The 18321-nt window shown below is 66.7% G+C and carries 19 protein-coding genes; 15 read left to right on the top strand and 4 right to left on the bottom strand.

Going from position 1 to position 18321, the window contains the following annotated elements:
* The first annotated feature begins 24 nt into the window (after positions 1-24).
* From CQW49_RS06830 to CQW49_RS06780, 11 genes are all read left to right on the top strand, one after another.
* Positions 25-1797 (top strand): acetolactate synthase 3 large subunit, encoded by a 1773-nt coding sequence (locus CQW49_RS06830; protein ID WP_003611276.1) that lies wholly within the window; start codon positions 25-27, stop codon positions 1795-1797.
* A gap of 93 nt (positions 1798-1890) precedes the next feature.
* On the top strand, positions 1891-2442 hold the full coding sequence (gene ilvN / locus CQW49_RS06825) for an acetolactate synthase small subunit (RefSeq protein WP_003611278.1): 552 nt from the start codon (positions 1891-1893) through the stop codon (positions 2440-2442).
* Positions 2443-2498: 56 nt separating this feature from the next.
* The gene (locus CQW49_RS06820) at positions 2499-2825 is read left to right on the top strand and encodes an AbrB/MazE/SpoVT family DNA-binding domain-containing protein (protein WP_003611280.1); all 327 of its coding nucleotides are present in this window, start codon (positions 2499-2501) and stop codon (positions 2823-2825) included.
* Positions 2806-3159 (top strand): type II toxin-antitoxin system PemK/MazF family toxin, encoded by a 354-nt coding sequence (locus tag CQW49_RS06815; protein ID WP_003611282.1) that lies wholly within the window; start codon positions 2806-2808, stop codon positions 3157-3159. Before CQW49_RS06820 ends, CQW49_RS06815 begins: the two co-directional genes overlap by 20 nt.
* Positions 3160-3301: 142 nt before the next feature.
* Complete coding sequence (gene ilvC / locus CQW49_RS06810; RefSeq protein ID WP_003611283.1) at positions 3302-4321, top strand: ketol-acid reductoisomerase; 1020 nt, start codon at positions 3302-3304, stop codon at positions 4319-4321.
* Positions 4322-4399: 78 nt separating this feature from the next.
* Entirely contained in the window at positions 4400-4849 is a 450-nt protein-coding gene (locus CQW49_RS06805) for a nuclear transport factor 2 family protein (protein WP_003611285.1), read from the top strand.
* Between the two features lie 96 nt (positions 4850-4945).
* Positions 4946-5410 carry a nuclear transport factor 2 family protein gene (locus tag CQW49_RS06800; RefSeq protein ID WP_003611286.1) on the top strand — a complete coding sequence of 155 codons (465 nt, stop codon included), beginning with the start codon at positions 4946-4948 and terminating at the stop codon, positions 5408-5410.
* A gap of 107 nt (positions 5411-5517) precedes the next feature.
* Positions 5518-6423 (top strand): PhzF family phenazine biosynthesis protein, encoded by a 906-nt coding sequence (locus CQW49_RS06795; protein ID WP_003611289.1) that lies wholly within the window; start codon positions 5518-5520, stop codon positions 6421-6423.
* Positions 6420-7142: an NUDIX hydrolase gene (locus tag CQW49_RS06790; protein ID WP_003611292.1), complete on the top strand. Its 723-nt coding sequence runs from the start codon at positions 6420-6422 to the stop codon at positions 7140-7142. Before CQW49_RS06795 ends, CQW49_RS06790 begins: the two co-directional genes overlap by 4 nt.
* Positions 7143-7202: 60 nt before the next feature.
* Positions 7203-8999 carry a 3-dehydroquinate synthase gene (aroB, locus tag CQW49_RS06785; RefSeq protein WP_099831754.1) on the top strand — a complete coding sequence of 599 codons (1797 nt, stop codon included), beginning with the start codon at positions 7203-7205 and terminating at the stop codon, positions 8997-8999.
* Positions 9000-9003: 4 nt separating this feature from the next.
* Complete coding sequence (locus CQW49_RS06780) at positions 9004-10308, top strand: HlyC/CorC family transporter (protein WP_003611295.1); 1305 nt, start codon at positions 9004-9006, stop codon at positions 10306-10308.
* A gap of 163 nt (positions 10309-10471) precedes the next feature.
* Here the strand turns inward: CQW49_RS06780 and pstS are convergent, their stop codons facing one another.
* Entirely contained in the window at positions 10472-11515 is a 1044-nt protein-coding gene (pstS, locus tag CQW49_RS06775; protein ID WP_003611296.1) for a phosphate ABC transporter substrate-binding protein PstS, read from the bottom strand.
* 211 nt (positions 11516-11726) lie between these two features.
* Here pstS and irrA point away from each other — a divergent pair, with 211 nt between their 5' ends.
* The gene (irrA, locus tag CQW49_RS06770) at positions 11727-12185 is read left to right on the top strand and encodes an iron response transcriptional regulator IrrA (protein ID WP_003611297.1); all 459 of its coding nucleotides are present in this window, start codon (positions 11727-11729) and stop codon (positions 12183-12185) included.
* Between the two features lie 19 nt (positions 12186-12204).
* On the opposite strand, the gene CQW49_RS06765 is transcribed toward irrA, so the two are convergent.
* Positions 12205-12747 (bottom strand): SH3 domain-containing protein, encoded by a 543-nt coding sequence (locus CQW49_RS06765; RefSeq protein WP_003611298.1) that lies wholly within the window; start codon positions 12745-12747, stop codon positions 12205-12207.
* Positions 12748-12984: 237 nt separating this feature from the next.
* On the opposite strand from CQW49_RS06765, the gene CQW49_RS06760 reads away from it, so the two are divergent.
* From CQW49_RS06760 to CQW49_RS06750, 3 genes are all read left to right on the top strand, one after another.
* Positions 12985-13980: a 2-hydroxyacid dehydrogenase gene (locus CQW49_RS06760; protein WP_003611299.1), complete on the top strand. Its 996-nt coding sequence runs from the start codon at positions 12985-12987 to the stop codon at positions 13978-13980.
* A gap of 94 nt (positions 13981-14074) precedes the next feature.
* Positions 14075-14548, top strand: a complete 474-nt coding sequence (locus tag CQW49_RS06755; RefSeq protein WP_003611300.1) for an META domain-containing protein — start codon at positions 14075-14077, stop codon at positions 14546-14548.
* Positions 14549-14565: 17 nt separating this feature from the next.
* Positions 14566-15753 (top strand): AAA family ATPase, encoded by a 1188-nt coding sequence (locus tag CQW49_RS06750; protein WP_003611302.1) that lies wholly within the window; start codon positions 14566-14568, stop codon positions 15751-15753.
* 311 nt (positions 15754-16064) lie between these two features.
* On the opposite strand, the gene CQW49_RS06745 is transcribed toward CQW49_RS06750, so the two are convergent.
* Complete coding sequence (locus tag CQW49_RS06745) at positions 16065-17174, bottom strand: dihydrolipoamide acetyltransferase family protein (protein WP_003611303.1); 1110 nt, start codon at positions 17172-17174, stop codon at positions 16065-16067.
* Positions 17171-18154 carry an alpha-ketoacid dehydrogenase subunit beta gene (locus CQW49_RS06740; RefSeq protein ID WP_003611304.1) on the bottom strand — a complete coding sequence of 328 codons (984 nt, stop codon included), beginning with the start codon at positions 18152-18154 and terminating at the stop codon, positions 17171-17173. The genes CQW49_RS06745 and CQW49_RS06740 overlap by 4 nt, the downstream gene beginning before the upstream one ends.
* Between the last annotated feature and the right edge of the window lie 167 nt (positions 18155-18321).

The raw sequence follows: 18321 nt of genomic DNA, 5'->3' as shown, positions 1-18321 counted from the left end.
GATGAGCCGATCGGAGTGACGAGAATGGCCAGAAAAATGACCGGAGCGGAAATGGTCGTCGAAGCCCTGAAGGATCAGGGCGTCGAGATTATCTTCGGCTATCCCGGCGGCGCCGTGCTTCCGATCTATGACGCGCTCTTCCACCAGGAGAAGGTGCAGCACATTCTCGTGCGCCACGAGCAGGGCGCCGCCCATGCGGCCGAGGGCTATGCGCGCTCCTCCGGCAAGGTCGGCGTGCTGCTGGTCACCTCCGGACCCGGCGCCACCAACACCATCACCGGCCTCACCGATGCGCTGATGGACTCCATTCCCGTGGTCTGCATCACCGGCCAGGTGCCGACGCATCTCATCGGCTCGGACGCCTTTCAAGAGTGCGATACGGTCGGCATCACCCGTCACTGCACCAAGCATAATTATCTGGTGAAGAGCGTCGACGATCTGCCGCGCATTCTGCACGAGGCCTTCTATGTCGCCTCGAGCGGGCGGCCGGGCCCTGTGGTCATCGACATCCCCAAGGATGTGCAATTCGCCAGCGGAACCTATACCGGCCCGCGCAACGTCCATCACAAGACCTATCAGCCCAAGCTCGAGGGCGACACGGAGTCTATCCGCCGCGCCGTGAAGATGATGGCCGCCGCCAAGCGGCCGATCTTCTACACCGGCGGCGGCGTCATCAATTCCGGTCCCGCGGCCTCGACGCTGCTGCGCGAGCTGGTGTCGCTGACCGGCTTTCCGATCACCTCGACCTTGATGGGCCTCGGCGCCTATCCGGGCTCCGGCCCCAATTGGCTCGGCATGCTCGGCATGCACGGCACCTTCGAGGCCAATAATGCGATGCATGATTGCGATCTGATGATCGCCGTCGGCGCGCGTTTCGACGATCGCATCACCGGACGGCTCGACGCCTTCTCGCCCGGCTCGAAGAAGATCCACATCGATATCGATCGCTCCTCGATCAATAAGAATGTGAAGATCGATCTGCCGATCGTCGGCGACTGCGGCCATGTGCTGGAGAGTCTGGTGCGCGTCTGGCGCTCCGAGGCGATGCACGCCGAGAAGCAGCCGCTCGACGGCTGGTGGAAGACGATCGACCATTGGCGCGAGCGCAAGTCGCTCGCCTTCCGCAATTCGGACAAGGTGATCAAGCCGCAATACGCCGTGCAGCGGCTCTATGCGCTCACCAAGGATCGCGATCCCTACATCACGACGGAAGTCGGCCAGCATCAGATGTGGGCCGCGCAGCATTATCATTTCGACGAGCCCAATCGCTGGATGACTTCCGGCGGGCTCGGCACCATGGGCTATGGTCTGCCGGCGGCGATCGGCGCGCAGCTCGCGCATCCGAAATCGCTGGTCGTCGACATCGCCGGCGAGGCCTCGATCCTGATGAACATTCAGGAGATGTCGACGGCGATCCAATATCGGCTGCCGGTGAAGGTGTTCATCCTCAACAATGAATATATGGGCATGGTGCGCCAGTGGCAGGAGCTGCTGCACGGCGGGCGCTACTCGCACTCCTATTCGGAGGCGCTGCCCGATTTCGTGAAGCTCGCCGAAGCCTTCGGGGGCAAGGGCATCCGCTGCTCGGACCCGGCGGAGCTCGATAGCGCGATTCTCGAGATGATCGACTATGACGGGCCGGTGATCTTCGATTGTCTCGTCGAGAAAAACGAGAATTGCTTCCCGATGATCCCGTCGGGCAAGGCGCATAACGACATGCTGCTCGCCGATCTCGGCGACGACGCCGGCGTCGAGCTCGGCTCGATCATCGACGAGAAGGGCAAGATGCTGGTGTGAGAAGGGCGAATAGCGAATAGGGAGTAGCGAATAGAGCTGTTCCGAATTCGACTATTCGCTACTCGCTATTCGCTACTCGCTGGAAACAGACACATGAACGCTCCCATCTCTCCACCCTCGCCCTATTCCTCGCCGTCGGCGCGGTCCAATGTCGAGACGCACACGCTCTCGGTTCTGGTCGACAATGAGCCGGGCGTGCTGGCGCGCGTCGTCGGCCTGTTCTCGGGGCGCGGCTATAACATCGAGAGCCTGACGGTGGCCGAGGTCGCCCATGCCGAGCATTTGTCGCGCATCACCGTGGTGACCTCGGGCACGCCGGAGACGATCGAGCAAATTCAGCATCAGCTCGAGCGTCTCGTGCCAGTCCACAAGGTGACCGACCTCACCGTCTCGGCGCGCTCGCTGGAGCGCGAGCTGGCCATGGTCAAGGTGCGCGGCAAGGGCGAGAACCGCACCGCCGCTCTGCAGATCGCCGACGCCTTCCGCGCCCGCGTGGTCGATGCGACGGCGGAGAGCTTCATTTTCGAGCTGACCGGCAGGCCGGACAAGATCGACGAATTCGTGGGGCTGATGCGCCCGATCGGGCTGGTCGAGGTCTCGCGCACCGGCGTCGCGGCGATCTCGCGGGGGCCGGAGCCGATCTGAGTGGACGCGCGGGCGGTGCGGATATACATTGTATATCCAACCGAGGAGGTCGAGCCATGCGCGCCAAAGTCGCCAAATGGGGGAACAGCGCGGCGTTGCGTCTTCCCAAGGTTCTGGTCGAGGAGCTCGGCCTGCAGCCGGGTCAAGAGGTGGAGCTGGTGCTCGAAGGGCGCGAGGCGCGCCTCAAGCCCATCCCGCGCTTTCCCGTTTACCGGATCGAGGACCTCGTCGCCGAGATGAAGCGGCTCGGCCCGCAGAACGAGCCGCCGCTCGAGGATTGGGGACCGGACGTCGGGGCCGAGATCATCGAGGACGACTACTCGCGGGAACAGCCCGGGCGCGTCGCAACGGCAAAGGAAAAAGATGATTCCGACGGCCGGTGACATCGTCTGGGCCGAGCTCGACCCGGTGCGCGGGCGAGAGCAGGCAGGGCGGCGTCCCGCGCTGGTCCTGTCGGATCGATCCTATCACGAGATTTCTGCACGGGCGATCATCTGCCCCGTGACCTCGAATATGCGAGAATGGCCGTTCAACGTCGCGTTGCCGCGAGGCATGAGGACCAAAGGCGCCGTTCTCGTCGACCAGATACGGGCGGTCGATCGTTCGATGCGCCTCCATGGGTTGATCGAGACGGCGCCCGACGAAGTCCTCTCTGAGGTTCGGGCGAAGCTCGCCGCGCTCGTCGGGTTCGACGTTCGAGACCTGTCGCACCTGTGAGGACGGCGGGATTCGGCCCTCGGCGGCGGGCGAATTCTCTGCGCCCTTTGACGGCGGGCGAATGGCCGCTTAGAAGGCGAGCACAACTATCGATGGGGCGGCCGAGGAGAGCCTGTCCCGCAATTTCGGGGAACGGGCCAGCATGCGCGTCTATTACGATCGGGATGCCGATATCAATCTGATCAAGGGCAAGAAGGTCGCGGTCGTCGGCTATGGCAGCCAGGGCCACGCCCATGTCCTGAACCTCAAGGATTCCGGCGTCGCCGATGTGGCCGTCGCGCTGCGCCAGGGCTCGGCCTCGGCGAAGAAGGCCGAGGGCGCCGGCGTCAAGGTGATGGAGGTCGCCGAGGCCGCCAAATGGGCCGACGTCGTCATGATGCTGACGCCGGACGAGCTGCAGGGCGAGATCTACGCCGCCGAGCTCGCGCCGAATTTGAAGACCGGCGCGGCGTTGTTCTTCGCTCATGGCCTCAACATCCACTTCAACCTCATCGAGCCGCGCAAGGATCTCGACGTCATCATGGTCGCGCCCAAGGGCCCGGGCCATACGGTGCGCGGCGAATATCTGAAGGGCGGCGGCGTTCCCTGCCTCATCGCCGTGCATCAGAACGCCTCCGGCAATGCGCTCGAGCTCGGCCTCTCCTACGCCTCGGCGATCGGCGGCGGCCGCGCCGGCATCATCGAGACGAGCTTCCGCGAGGAATGCGAGACCGATCTCTTCGGCGAGCAGGTCGTCCTCTGCGGCGGCCTCGTCGAGCTGATCCGCAATGGCTTCGAGACTCTGGTCGAGGCCGGCTATGCCCCGGAGATGGCCTATTTCGAATGCCTCCACGAGGTGAAGCTGATCGTCGACCTCATCTATGAGGGCGGCATCGCCAATATGAATTATTCGGTCTCCAACACGGCCGAATATGGCGAATATGTCACCGGCCCGCGCATCATCACCAAGGACACCAAGGCCGAGATGAAGCGCGTGCTGGAAGACATCCAGTCCGGCAAGTTCACCCGCGACTGGATGCTCGAGAACAAGGTCAGCCAGACGTCGTTCAAGGCGACCCGCACGCGCAACGCCGCCCATCCGATCGAGGAGGTGGGCGCCCGTTTGCGCGGCATGATGCCCTGGATCGGCAAGAACCGTCTGGTCGACAAAGACCGTAACTGAGCGCCGCCGGAGAGCGGACCGACATCGCGCGCTGCACGCGAGGGCTGGCCAGCTCTCGCGTGTGGCCAAAGAGGGCGTTTGCATCCCGAGGCCGACGATAGAGACGAGGAGCGCGGCCGCGCCCTCAAACGGGACATTTTCGCGATCACGCAGCTGCGCATGGCGGGCGCGCTCGACGCGATGATGAAATATTTCGCGGCCGATGTCGTCGTTCACTACCGCTGCACAAAGGAAGGGCTCTTCCTTCCCGGCGAGCTGCACGGAGTGGACGCGTTCCGGGAGAATATTCGCCTCACCGACGCCGCATACGAGCCGCTCGGCTTCGAGGTGCTCGATATTCTGGCGCAAGGCGACACGGGAGTGGTGCGCTGGCGCAACTCCTGGCGCTGCCGCGGGACGGGCCGGGTCGCCACGCTCGATATGGCGCATTTCTTGCGGTGGCGAAACGGATCGATTGTCGAGGTGTTCGAATATCTCGACTATCATGGCTGGGGGGCGACGGCGGACGAGGCGCGTCTCGACAAGTGAGTTCGTTCGGCCGATGGCCGAGCTGGCCGACGGACGGCGAGGGCGCCCGGCGGCAGAGTGGCAGAAAGCCCCGCCGCGCGTCCGTAGAGGCCGTGAATGACTGATTTCGATGATCTATTTGCCGCGCGTCCGCCGGGCCTCGACCGCGCCGAAATCCTGCGTCGCGCCGAGCTGCTCGCCACTTGGCGGGCCGATATGCCGAACAGTTTCGCGATTTTGCGTGGGCTCTTTTCACCGGACGTCGCCTGCGAGTTCATCGGCGACAAATCCCGCATCCCCTATGCCGGCCGGCATGTCGGAGTCGAAGCGCTGATCGCCGTCGTGCGCGTCATCCATATCGAGTTCGAGCAGTCGAATCACGAAATCGAGGACATCGTCGTCGATGGCGGCCGCGTGGCCGTGCGGCGCCGGGTCGATTGGCGGCATCGCGGCACCGGCCGGCGCGGCCGCGTCGATCTCGCCGAATTCGCGCGCTTCGAAAATGGTCTCATCGTGGAGATGATCGAATTTCGTGATTCCATGGCCATATTGGCGATGCAGGACGAGCCGAGCTGGCCGTGACCCCGCGCGAATGGCTCGCGGTCCAAGCGCGGCCCCTGGACCGCGAGCCTTCAGGCTCGCTCTAGAGCCTTGAAAAAATCGAACACTTCATATCGGAGTCATCTGCGATGAAGCTGCGCTTCCACACGCTCGACGTTTTCACGGATCGCCGCTTCGCCGGCAATCCGCTCGCCGTCGTGCTCGCGGCCGACGCGCTCGATGGCGCGACGATGCAGAAGATCGCGCGCGAGTTCAATTTGAGCGAGACGGTTTTCGTCCTGGAGCCGCTCGACCCGGTGAACACGGCGAGGCTGCGCATCTTCACCCCTTCGGCGGAGCTGCCCTTCGCCGGCCATCCGACCATCGGCGCCGCGGCGCTGATCGCTTCACGGCGCGCGCCGGACATGTTGGCGCGCAATGGTCTGGTCGTGGCGCTCGAGGAGGAGATCGGCGTCCTGCGCTGCGACGTCTCGGCCGGCGCCGAAGGGCGCGTCTTCGCTCGTTTCGCCGCGCCGCGCCTGCCGTGGGGCGGAGGCGAGCCGCCGCAGACGGCCGCGCTCGCCGCGGCGCTCGGCCTCGAATCGGCCGATATCGGCTTTCGCCGTCATGCGCCCTCGCGCTTTTCCGCCGGCGTCGAGTTTCTCTTCGTGCCGGTGAATTCGCGCGCCGCCCTCGATCGCGCCCAGCCCGACCTGTCCGCCTTCGGCGCGGTCCTCGGCGCCTCGCGCGGCGCCTATCTCTACACCACCGAGACGATGGCGCAGGACAGCGCCGTGCTGGCGCGCTCCTTTCCGCATGGCGTCGGCGTCGCCGAGGATCCGGCGACCGGCTCGGCGGCGGCGGCTTTCGCCGCGGTCGCCCACGCCTTCGAGGCGCCGGAGGACGGCGAGCACGAATTCGTCATCGAGCAGGGATATCGTGTGGGCCGGCCGTCGCGGATCATCGTCGGCTCGCGCATCGAATGCGGACAACTCGCCGCCGTCTCCGTGGCCGGGGCCAGCATCGGCGTGCTGAGCGGGGAGCTCGAGCTGTGAGCGCGGCGATCGAGCTCATCACCGTCGACCGCCTCCGCTGCGTCGTCGCAGAGCATGATTGGGCCTTCGACCGCGAGCGCTCGGCGGAGATCGACGCCCATTGGCGCGCGCGCCTTTCCGCCAATCCCGCCCTCTATGACGGGCCGGTGCTGCTCGCCCATGAGGTCGAACCGGTCCGCGACGCCGACGGCGGCGACGCTCTGCAGGTGAAGTTCTTTCACACGCGCTTCTCGCGCTTTCTCGCCTGGCGCGATTTCGGCTTTCCGGGCGAGGGGGTGCAGAATTGCTTCTCCATGCCGGCGCTGCGCTCGGCCGACGGCGCCTTTCTGCTCGGCGAGATGGGCGTCGGCCACTCGGCCGCCGGCGCGATCTATTTTCCTGCCGGCACGCCCGATCCGAGCGACATTCGTGATGGATTCGTCGATCTCGAGGACAATCTGCTGCGTGAGCTGCAGGAGGAGACCGGCGTCGCTCGAGGAGAGGTGCGGCTCGAGCCGCGCTGGACCATCGCGCTGGCCGGGCCGCGCGTCGCCTGCCTGCGCATCGCCCATTGCGTCGAGACGGCGGCGGCGCTGGAGCGGCGGATCACGGCCTTCCTCGCGGCGCAGGAGAAGCCCGAGCTCGCCGGCGTGCGCATGGCCGCCCGCCGCGCCGACCTCGCGGAACCGCGGCTGCTCGACTTCATCCGCCGCTTTTTGGAGCCGCTTCTGCCCGAATAGAGGGCTGAAACCAGGAATCGGTGCTGAATTTCCGGCGGACGCGGTGTAGATTGCCGGGCCATGAACAAAGCGCAAGCAATGGGCGAGACCGAGCCGGCGCGGGTCGGCTGGCCGGGCGACGGACGCGGCGGCGCGATTTTGCGCGCCGCGCTCGCCGGCCGCTCGATCGTGCTCGTCGGCATGATGGGCTCCGGCAAGACCTCGATCGGCCAGCGTCTCGCGCAGCGGCTCTCCCTGCCGTTCAAGGACGCGGACGCGGAGATCGTCGCCGCTGCGGCGGGCATGTCGATCCCCGATATTTTCGCCAAATATGGCGAGGCGCATTTCCGCGACTGCGAGCGGCGCGTGATCGCGCGGCTGCTCGCCGGCGAGCCCTGCATTCTGGCGACCGGCGGCGGCGCCTTCATGGACGAAGGCACGCGCGAGCGAATCAGGGAGCGTGGCCTCTCTCTCTGGTTCGACGCCGCCCATGACGTTCTGCTGCGCCGCGTGCGTCGCAAGGGCGATCGTCCGCTGCTGCAGACCAGCGATCCCGCGGCCGTGTTGCGCCGGCTGATGGACGAGCGCTATCCGGTCTATCGGCAGGCGGATATCGCCGTGCTGTCGCGCGATGTCGCGCATGAGGTGATGGTGGAGGAGACTTTGGCGGCTCTCTATGGCTGGGCGAAGGGAGAGCCGGAGAATGCGGCCTCGACGGCGGATCTCGCTCGCTTCATGACCTCGCGGCCGCCGCCGCGCGCCATCGAGCCGCAGACGGTTCCGGTCGGCCTCGGCGACCGAGCCTATGACATCGTCATCGGCGCCGGCCTGCTCGATCAGGCGGGCGACCATATCGCCCGCGTCGCCCCGGGCGCGGCCTGCGCCATCGTCACCGATGGCAATGTCGCGCGGCTGCAGCTGCCGGTGCTGCGCCACAGCCTGGAGGCGCGCGGCATTCGCTCGAGCGTGATCGTCGTCGAGCCGGGCGAAGGCTCCAAATCCTTCCCGGTGTTCCAGAGCGTCTGCGAGCAGATTCTCGAGGCGAGGATCGAGCGGCGCGACGTCGTCGTCGCGCTCGGCGGCGGCGTCGTCGGCGATCTCGCCGGCTTCGCCGCGGCGAGCGTGCGGCGCGGATCGCGCTTCGTGCAGATTCCGACGACGCTGCTGGCCCAGGTCGATTCCTCGGTCGGCGGCAAGACCGGCATCAACACCGCGCAGGGCAAGAATCTCGTCGGCGCCTTCTATCAGCCGTCGCTGGTGCTGGCCGATGTCGACGCGCTCGCCACATTGCCGCTGCGCGAGTTCCGCGCCGGCTACGCCGAGATCGTCAAATACGGACTCATCGACGATTTCTTCTTCTTCGAATGGCTGGAGAGCAACGCCTCGGCCGTCTTCGCCGACCGCGCCGCGCGCGTGGAGGCCATTTCGGTGAGCTGCCGCGCCAAGGCGAAGATCGTCGCCCGCGACGAGACCGAGCAGGGCGACCGCGCGCTGCTCAATCTCGGCCACACCTTCGGTCATGCCTTCGAACGGCTGGTGCATTACGACAGCGCGCGGCTGGTGCATGGCGAGGGCGTCGCCATCGGCCTCGTCTGCGCGCTGCGCTTCTCGGCGCGGCTCGGCATGTGCAGCCTGCAGGAGGCCGAGCGCGTCGAGCGTCATCTGACGCGCGTCGGCCTGCCGACGCGCATTCGCGACATTCCCGGCTGGCGCGCCGACGCCGATTCGGTGCTCGACGCCATGTTCCAGGACAAGAAGGTCGAGAAGGGCGCTCTCACCTTCGTTCTGCTGCGCGGCATCGGCCGCTCCTTCGTCGCCAAGGGCGTCGATGTGGACGCCGCGCGCAGCTTCCTCAAGGACGAGATGGCGCGCGAGTAGGATCATGCACGGCGGCGCCGACACAGGACTCGACATCGACATCTGGCTCGCCTCGGCCATCGTGCTGGCCTGCGTGCTGCTGTCGGCTTTCTTCTCGGCCTCGGAGACGGCGCTGACCGCGGCCTCTCATGCGCATATGCATGCGCTGGAGAAGGAGGGCGACGCGCGGGCGAGGCTGGTCAATCGCCTGCTGCGCCAGCGCAATCGCATGATCGCGGCGCTGCTGCTCGGCAGCACGCTGGTCAATATCGGCGGCTCCGCCTTCACCACCAGCGTGCTCGTCTATCTCACCGGCGAGAGCGGCGCGATCTACGCCACCATCATCATGACGGTGCTGCTGCTGGTGTTCGCCGAGGTGCTGCCGAAGACGGTGGCGATCAACCACCCCGATCGCCTGTCGCTGCGCGTCGCGCGCGTCATCAATGTGTTCGTCGCCGTGTTCGGCCCGCTGCTCATCGCGGTCGAGGCCTTCGTGCGCGCGGTGCTGAAGCTGTTCGGGGTCGAGATCGGCCATGGCCGCACGCTGCTGTCGCCCTATGACGAGCTGAAGAGCGCCGTCGACATTCTGCACGAGGAGGGCACGGTCGAGCGCAATTGGCGCGACATGTTCGGCGGCGTTCTCGATCTGCAGATTCTGCATGTCGGCGATGTGATGATCCATCGCACCAAGATGCGCACGATCGACGCCGATCTTCCGCCCGACGAGATCGTGCGCGAGGTGCTGGCCTCGCCCTTCACGCGCATGCCCCTGTGGCGCGATCGGCCGGATAATTTCATCGGCGTCATCCATTCCAAGGATTTATTGCGCGCGCTCGATGCGGTGAATGCCGATTTCTCCAAGCTCGACATCGACGACATCGCGCTCGAGCCCTGGTTCGTGCCGGAGTCGACCTCGCTCGAGGATCAGCTGCAGGCGTTCTTGAAGCGCAAGACGCATTTCGCGCTGGTCGTCGACGAATATGGCGAGGTGATGGGGCTCGTGACGCTCGAGGATATCTTAGAGGAGATCGTCGGCGACATCAGGGACGAGCACGATCTCGCCATGCAGGGCGTGCGTCCGCAGCCGGACGGCTCGGTGCTGGTCGACGGCGCCGTGCCGGTGCGCGATCTCAACCGCGTGATGGAATGGAGCCTGCCGGACGAGGAGGCGACGACGATCGCCGGCCTCGTCATTCACGAGGCGGCGGCGATCCCGGAAGCGGGCCAAGTGTTCAACTTCCACAATTTCCGCTTCGAGGTCATGCGCAAGATGCGCAATCGCATCACCGTGCTGAAGGTGACGCCGGCGGAGGCGAAGCCGCCGGAGTGAGGCGAGCCTCGGCGCGCCTCCAGCAATGACCGCGGCGCCTCCGCCTCTTCTCCCCGCTCGCGGGGTGAGGTGAGGGGCGAGGCGGGTTGGCGTGATGGAGACGCTGCGAGCCTTCTCCGGGCCCGCTCCGCAAGCGGCCAGCGCCGAGCAATTCCTCCGACTCCTAACGGACTAGCGGCTTCCCCTCCGCGTCCTTCAAATTCTCGCTCCAGCTCTTGCGGATCAACGCGATCACCGAGGAGGGCATCGGCTCATAGTCGAGCTCCTCCGCCGCCGCGCCGCCTTTGACGAAGGCCCAATCGAAGAATTTCAGCGCCACTCGCGCCGCCTCCGCATCCTTCGGCGTCTTCGGCAGCAGGATGAAGGTCGCGGCGGCGATCGGCCAGGACTGCGCGCCGGGCTGATCGGTCAGCAGGCGAAAGAAGCCCGGCGCATGCGCCCAATCGGCGTTGTCCGCGGCGGCGCGAAAGCTCTCCTTGCTCGGCGCCACCACCCTGCCGTCGTGATTGACCATGTGAACGACGGTGGAGCCGCTCTGCTTCGCATAGGCGAACTCGACATAGCCGATCGCGCCCTTGGCGGTGGCGACATTATTGGCGACGCCCTCATTGCCCTTGGCGCCCATGCCGAGCGGCCAGTCCACCGCGACATTCTCGCCGACCGTCTCCTTCCACTTCGCTGAGGCGTGCGAAAGATAATCGGTGAAGCAGAAGGTCGTGCCCGATCCGTCGGAGCGATGCACGACGACGATCGGCTGCGCCGGCAGCTTCGATTTCGGATTGAGCGCGGCGATCGCCGCATCGTCCCAGCGCGCGATCTCGCCGAGATAGATGCGCGCCAGCGTCGGCCCGTCGAGAACGAGGTCGCCGGCTTTCAGTCCGTCGAGATTGACGATGGCGACGACGCCGCCCGCCACCTGCGGCCATTGGATGAGCCCGGCCGCCTCCAGCTCGGCGGCGGTGAGCGGCTGGTCCGAGGCGCCGAAGGTGACCGTGCGCGCCTTCACCTGGCGAATGCCGCCGCCGGAGCCGATCGACTGATAATTGACCCGATCGCCGGTTTCCTTGCTGTAGCTCTGCGCCCATCGCGCATAGACCGGCAAGGGAAAGGTCGCGCCGGCGCCGGAGATGTCATAGGCGAGGGCGGGAGCGGCGACGAGAACCGCCGCCGCGAGCGTCGCGCCCCGGGCAAAACCATAAATATGCATGCAAGCGTCTCATCTTTTGCGAGCGACCCGAGCGAGGCGGCAGGCGCCGCCAATGGCCGCGTCGCTGTCATCTCTTCGTCACACAGCTGCTTGTCTCACGACCTCGGGCGAGCTGCCAAGCCTCCGGGCGCCGAGAAAAAAATTGTTCTTTTCCGTGAGCTTTCCTATTCTAATCAACAAGGCGGCAGGGACGGAGCGGGATCGCGGGGCGATGCAGGACGAAATGCGGACAGCCGAGGAGCGCGCGCGGGACGCGGCGCGCAGCTTGCGCGGGCGACTCATCGCCGCCGGCATGCGGCCGACGCGCCAGCGCGTGGCGCTGGGCGAGCTGCTGTTCCGCGGCGGCCATCGCCATGTGACGGCCGAGAAGCTCTATGAGGAGGCGCGCGCCGCCGCTCTGCCGGTCTCTCTCGCCACCGTCTACAACACGCTGCACCAGCTCACCGACATCGGCCTCCTGCGCGAGATCGCGGTCGATGGCGCGCGCGTCTATTTCGACACCAATGTCAGCGAGCATCATCACTTCCTCATCGAGGATGGCGACGCTCTGGTGGATATTCCCGGGGCCGAGATCGATGTGGTGAATTTGCCCGCGCCGCCGCCGGGGATGCGAATCGCCCGAGTCGATGTGGTGGTGCGATTGGTGAAGGACCAGCGGCGGCGAGGCTGAGGGCTCTCCCTGCAGAACCTCAATCGATCTTCTCGCCCGGATACACGCCCCACAAATTCTCCTGGTGGACATAGCCGTCGAATCCGTCGCCAGAGACGCGGCACCACGAGCCGTCGCAAAGGCGCAGATTGGCGACGACGCCGGGCGACAGCCGGGCGAGGGGGGTCGAGCGGTCGCGGGCGTAGGCGAGCGCGGGCTCCTTCTTCCACGGGGCGACCAGCGCCGTGCGGCGGCCGGAGAGCAGCGAGTGCAGCACCCACCCCTCCGTCCCCTCGGAATCGCGAATCTTGCGCCATGTCTCGAATTCTGCGGTGATCTCCACCGGCAGGCCGGCGCGCTCATAGACCCAGAGGGTCGGATGCTCCTTGCTCGGCCCCTCGTGGAGATTGACCCGGTCCGATTTGAGGCTGACGAATCGCGGCAGCGCGAGGCCGGAGACCGGGCCGATCTGCTGCTGCGCCGGGGCCGCGCCCGCAAAGAGCAGCGCGGCGGCGAGCGAGAGGACGGCGAGGAGCGAGCCCGGCTCGGCGTTTCGTGGGCGGAAAGTCGGCGATTCGGGCATGGTCTGCGTTGTCCTCAGCGAAGGCGTCCCATCGGCCGGGCGACGCGTCGTCTTGTCTTTGTCCCGCCATCTGATAGGAAGCTTGGAGGGAAGGCGGCGCGGGCGGCGAACAGGTCTTTTCATCCATCGTCGTTAAGGCCAGGTTGAAGAGACGGTTCATCGCTCCCAAAGCTCGGCCGTGATGCGCCGCGCAGCGGCGGCAACATAGTCGAGCGAGGCGGGAGGACGAAGGGGAAGATGGCGAAAAAGAAGCCGCTCGTCGTGGTGACACGTCGGCTCCCCGAGGTGATCGAGACGCGCATGTGCGAATTATTCGACACGCGGCTCAATGTGTCGGACCGTCCGGCGACGCGCGAGGAGCTCGTCGAAGCCGTGCGCACCGCGGATGTGCTGGTGCCGACCATCACCGACCGGATCGATTCCGGCCTCATCGGCCAGGCCGGCGACCAATTGAAGCTCATCGCCAATTTCGGCAATGGCGTCGACCATATCGACGTCGCCTCGGCGCTGCGGCGGTCGATCACCGTCACCAACACGCCGGGCGTCCTCACCGAGGACACCGCCGATCTCACAATGGCGCTGATCCTCGCCGTGGCGCGCCGGCTGGTCGAGGGCGCGCGCACCATTCCGGACGGCGGCTGGTCCGGCTGGTCGCCGACCTGGATGCTCGGCCATCGCATCACCGGCAAGAGGCTCGGCATCGTCGGCATGGGCCGGATCGGCCAGGCGCTGGCGCGCCGCGCCGCGGCTTTCGGCCTGTCGATCCATTACCACAATCGCCGCCGCCTGCCGGCCGAGATCGAGGACCAGATCGAGGCGACTTATTGGGAATCGCTCGACCAGATGCTGGCGCGCATCGACATATTGTCGATCCACTGCCCGCATACGCCGGCGACCTATCACCTGCTCTCCGCCCGAAGGCTCAAGCAATTGCGCCCGCACGCCATTCTGGTCAACACGGCGCGCGGCGAGATTGTCGACGAGAATGCGCTGATCCGCATGCTCGAGGCGGAAGAAATTTCCGGCGCGGGGCTCGATGTGTTCGAGCACGAGCCCGCCGTCTCCCCCAAGCTGTTGAAGCTCGCCAAATCCGGCAAGGTGACGCTGCTGCCGCATATGGGCTCGGCCACCAATGAGGGCCGGGTGGACATGGGGGAGAAGGTCATCATCAACATCAAGACCTTCATGGACGGGCATCGCCCGCCCGACCGAGTCCTGCCCAGCATGTTGTGAGCCGCCGAATTTCGGCGCGCGCGGCGATTCGCAAAAAAAAGCCATATCCGACACGCAGCTTGCGGATCAGCGATTCGGGAAGAAGGATCGAGGAATGAACAAAATTCTGACCGCCCTCGTCATCGGCCTTTCGGCGTCGGCTCTGCTCGCGACCGCGCAAGCGAAGGGCAAGCGCGAGGCGGCCAAGCCGAAGGAGGAGGGGGGCGAGCCGCAGCAGGAGCAGGTCCTCACCTATAAGCCGTTCCCGCATAATCATATTTTCAATCTTCAGGACATCAACGGCAAGGCTCCGTCGGCCGACATCTGGATCCGCATCGATTCGACGATGCGCGGCTCGGGCTTTTCGGGCTGCAAATCCTGGTCGGGCGTGTTCATCGTCGGCGCCAATCGGCTGGGGCCGAAGGCGATGCCGGCCGTCGCCGATGCGAAATGCGATCCGGCGCTGCAGGCGATCGAGCGCGATTTCTGGCAGGTCATGCTCTCCGGCCCGTTCTGGGACACGCAGGGCTCTGACCTCATCCTCAAGGGCTCCAAGGGCGGCGTGCTGCGTTTTTCGCGCTCGCTCTGATTCTCTGGGAGGAGGGCATGGGCGCCGGACGGGGAGCCGTGCCGACCCTCTCCGTCCTCGCCATCGCCGGTTATCGCTCGCTTCACGACCTCGTCGTTCCTCTCGAGCGCCTCAACATCGTCACCGGGCCGAACGGCAGCGGCAAATCGAGCCTCTATCGCGCCTTGCGTCTGCTGGCGCAGACCGCGCAGGGAGGACTCGTCGCTTCGCTCGCGCGCGAAGGCGGGCTGCGCTCGACGCTCTGGGCCGGGCCGGAGCGGATCGGCCGTAGCGTGCGGGCCGGCGCGCATCCGGTGCAGGGAACCGTGCGCCGCGAGGCTGTGAGCCTCAAGCTCGGCTTCGGCGCAGAGGATTTCGGCTATTGCATCGATCTGGGCTTTCCGTCGCAACCAGCGGGCTCCTTCGCGCTCGATCCGGTCATCAAGCGCGAATGCATCTGGGCGGGTCCGGCCTATCGACAATCCGCTCTGCTCGTCGACCGGCGCGGTCCGTCGCTGCGCTGCGCCGGTCCGACAGGCGCGCTGGAGCCGCTGCCGGAGACGCTGGCGGGCTTCGAGAGCATGATGACGGAATTCTCCGACCCCCGCGACGCGCCGGAAATGGCGGCCGTGCGCCAGAAGCTGCGCTCCTGGCGCTTTTACGATCATTTCCGCACCGATTCCGACGCGCCGTGCCGGCGTCCCCAGGTCGGCACCCACACGCCGGCGCTCGCCGACGACGGCGCCGATCTCGCTGCGGCGCTGGAGACGATTCGCGTGATCGGCGATAAGCGCGGATTGGACGATGCGATCGACGACGCCTTTCCCGGCGCCGCGATCGAGGTCATCGACACGGATGGCTGGTTCAAGATCGCGATGCATCAGCACGGCCTGCTGCGAGCGCTGGAGACGAGCGAGCTTTCGGACGGAACATTGCGTTATCTGATTTTGGTCGCCGCGCTGCTGTCGCCGCGGCCGCCGGAGCTGCTGGTGCTCAACGAGCCGGAGACGAGCCTGCATGCCGATCTGATCGCGCCGCTGGCGCGTCTCGTCGAGCGCGCCTCGCGCCACTCGCAGACGATCGTGGTGACGCATGATCGCCGGCTCGTCGAGTTGCTGAGCGAGGTCCGCGACGCGAAGCTGATCGAGCTCGAGAAGGATTTCGGCGAGACGCGCGTCAAAGGAGCGCTGGATTCACGCCCGCGCTGGGAGTGGCCGAAACGCTGAGCGAAGCGGAGACGCCGCGGTCTTTGCCGGAAGAGCCAAAGTGTGCCGGGAGAATTGCTCGGCGCCGGCCGCCTCCTCTCCCCGCTTGCGGGGAGAGGTACGGAGAGGGGCCCGGGAGGGCTCGCGGCGTCTCTCCATCGCGCCTACCCGCCTCGCCCCTCACCTCACCTCTCCCCGCGAGCGGTTTCGCGAGCGGGGAGAGGAGGCGGCGGCGCCGCGGTTGTCGCTCGACGAGCCCGAGACTGCCGGGAGAATAGCTCGGCGCCGGGCGCCCCTCTCCTCGCTCGCGGGAGAAGGAAGACCGCGCTCCTTCACGCCGCCAGCGCCAGATCGTCGATCACAGCGCGCAGAAACCGCGCCGCTTCGCCGCCGGTGACCACGCGATGGTCGAAGGTGAGGCTCAGCGGAAGCAGCCGCCGCGCGACGATGCGTTCGCCATCGGGCACGGCGGCGCGGCGCACGCGGCCGGCGCCGAGGATCGCCACCGTCGGCGGCAGCACCACCGGGGCGGCGTAGCGCCCCGCGATCATGCCGAAATTGGAGAGGGTGATGGTCGCGCCGCGCAATTCCTCCGGCGGAATGGCGCGCGATTCGATATCGGCGCGCATGCGGTTCAGCCCGTCGCGCAGATCGGCCGGATCGCGCTCGGCGACATTGCGCAGCACCGGCACGAACAGTCCCCCTTCACCCGAATCGACGGCGATGCCGAGATCGACGCGCTTCAGCACGCGCCGCGCCAGCGCATGCGATTCGAACCAGGCGTTGAGCGCGGGCTCTGCGCGGCAGCCGCACACGAGCGCGCGGATGAGCCGCAGTGTCGTATCCGTTCCCTGCGCCCAGTCCTCGATATCCGCGTCGTCGACGACCGTCGCGGCTGCGACCTCCGCTTGCGCCAGCGCCATGTTCTGCGCCATGGCGCGGCGAAAGCCGCGCAGCGGCTCGGCCGGCTCGGTCTCGGACAAGATTCGCGCGACGCGCTGCACATCGCTCGCGGTGATGACGCCGTCGGGCCCCGACGGCGTGACGATGCCGAGATCGACCTCGAGACGCCGCGCCAGCGCGCGCACCGCGGGCGTCGCGCGCACGCCGGCGACGCCATGATCGACGCCGGCGGCGCCCTCCTGCAGCACGCGCCCGCTGGTTTCCATCGCGCCGACCACAGTGCCCTTGTCGGCGCTCTCGTCGCGCGCGCCGACGAAGCCGATCAGCGGCCCGCCGATGCGCACGATCTCGCCCGCCTCGGCGAACAGCTTTTCAATTCGTCCCGCCTGCGGCGACGGAATCTCCACGACCGCCTTCGCCGTTTCGACCGAGACGAGCGGCTGATCGGCCGCGACCTCCTGGCCCGGGGCGACATGCCATTGGACGAGCTCGGCCTCCTGCAATCCTTCGCCGAGATCGGGAAGACGAAAGATGTTCATGCGGACGCCTCCATCGTCTCGCGGACCGCGGCGGCGATGCGGTCGACGCTCGGCAAATATTGGTGCTCGAGCCGCGCCAGCGGAATGACGACGTCATAGCCGGTCACACGCTTCACCGGCGCGAGCAGAAAATAGAGCGCGCGCTCGGCCAGCAGCGCGGCGATCTCGGCGCCGAAGCCGCTGGTGCGCGCCGCCTCCTGCACGATGACGCAGCGGCCGGTCTTCTCCACCGAGCGCAGAATGGTTTCGCCGTCGAGCGGCTTCAATGTCGCGACGTCGATGACCTCGCAATCGATTCCATCTTCGGCGAGTCGATCCGCGGCGGCGAGCGCCTCGTGAAGCATGCCGCCCCAGGCGACGAGCGTCGCGTCGCGCCCTTCGCGCGAGATGAAGCAGGCGTCGAGCGGCAGCGCCTCGCCGTCGTCGGCGACCTCCTGCTTGAACAGACGATAGAGCCGCGTCGGCTCGAGGAAGACGACCGGATCGGGATCGCGTATCGCCGCCAGCAGCAGACCATAAGCGCGTGACGGAGAGGAGGGGATGACGACGCGCAGCCCCGGCACATGCGCGAGCATCGCCTCGGGACTTTCCGAATGATGCTCGGGCGCATGAATGCCGCCGCCATTGGGCGCGCGCAGCACCATGGGGCAGGTGAGGCGTCCGCGCGTGCGATGGCGCAGGCGTGAAGCGTGATTGATCAGCTGATCCATCGCCGGATAGAGGAAGCCGCTGAATTGAATCTCGACGACGGGCTTCAAGCCCATCGCCGCCATGCCTATCGCCGCGCCGGCGATGGCCGCTTCGGCGAGCGGCGTGTCGATGACGCGCTCGCATCCGAAGCGCTGCTGCAATCCGAGCGTCGCGCGGAACACGCCGCCATTGACGCCGATATCCTCGCCGAGCAGCAGCACGGCGGAGTCATGCTCGAGCTCATGCGCGAGCGCGCGATTGACGGCTTCGACGAGTGTGAGCTCAGCCATGGCGCGCTCCTTCGACGCTCATTGTGACGGGAGCAGCGCTGAAGCGATGAAGGAGTCGCCCCACGGCTCTGGATTGCTTCGCTGCGCTCGCAATGACGGCTGGGCCGCCCGTCATTGCGAGGAGCGCAGCGACGAAGCAATCCAGCAGCCGCGTGACGGTTGTCGTT

The sequence above is a fragment of the Methylosinus trichosporium OB3b genome (assembly GCF_002752655.1).
In the GTDB taxonomy this organism is placed as follows: Bacteria; Pseudomonadota; Alphaproteobacteria; order Rhizobiales; family Beijerinckiaceae; genus Methylosinus; species Methylosinus trichosporium.
This window is presented reverse-complemented; position numbering and strand designations above follow the sequence as displayed.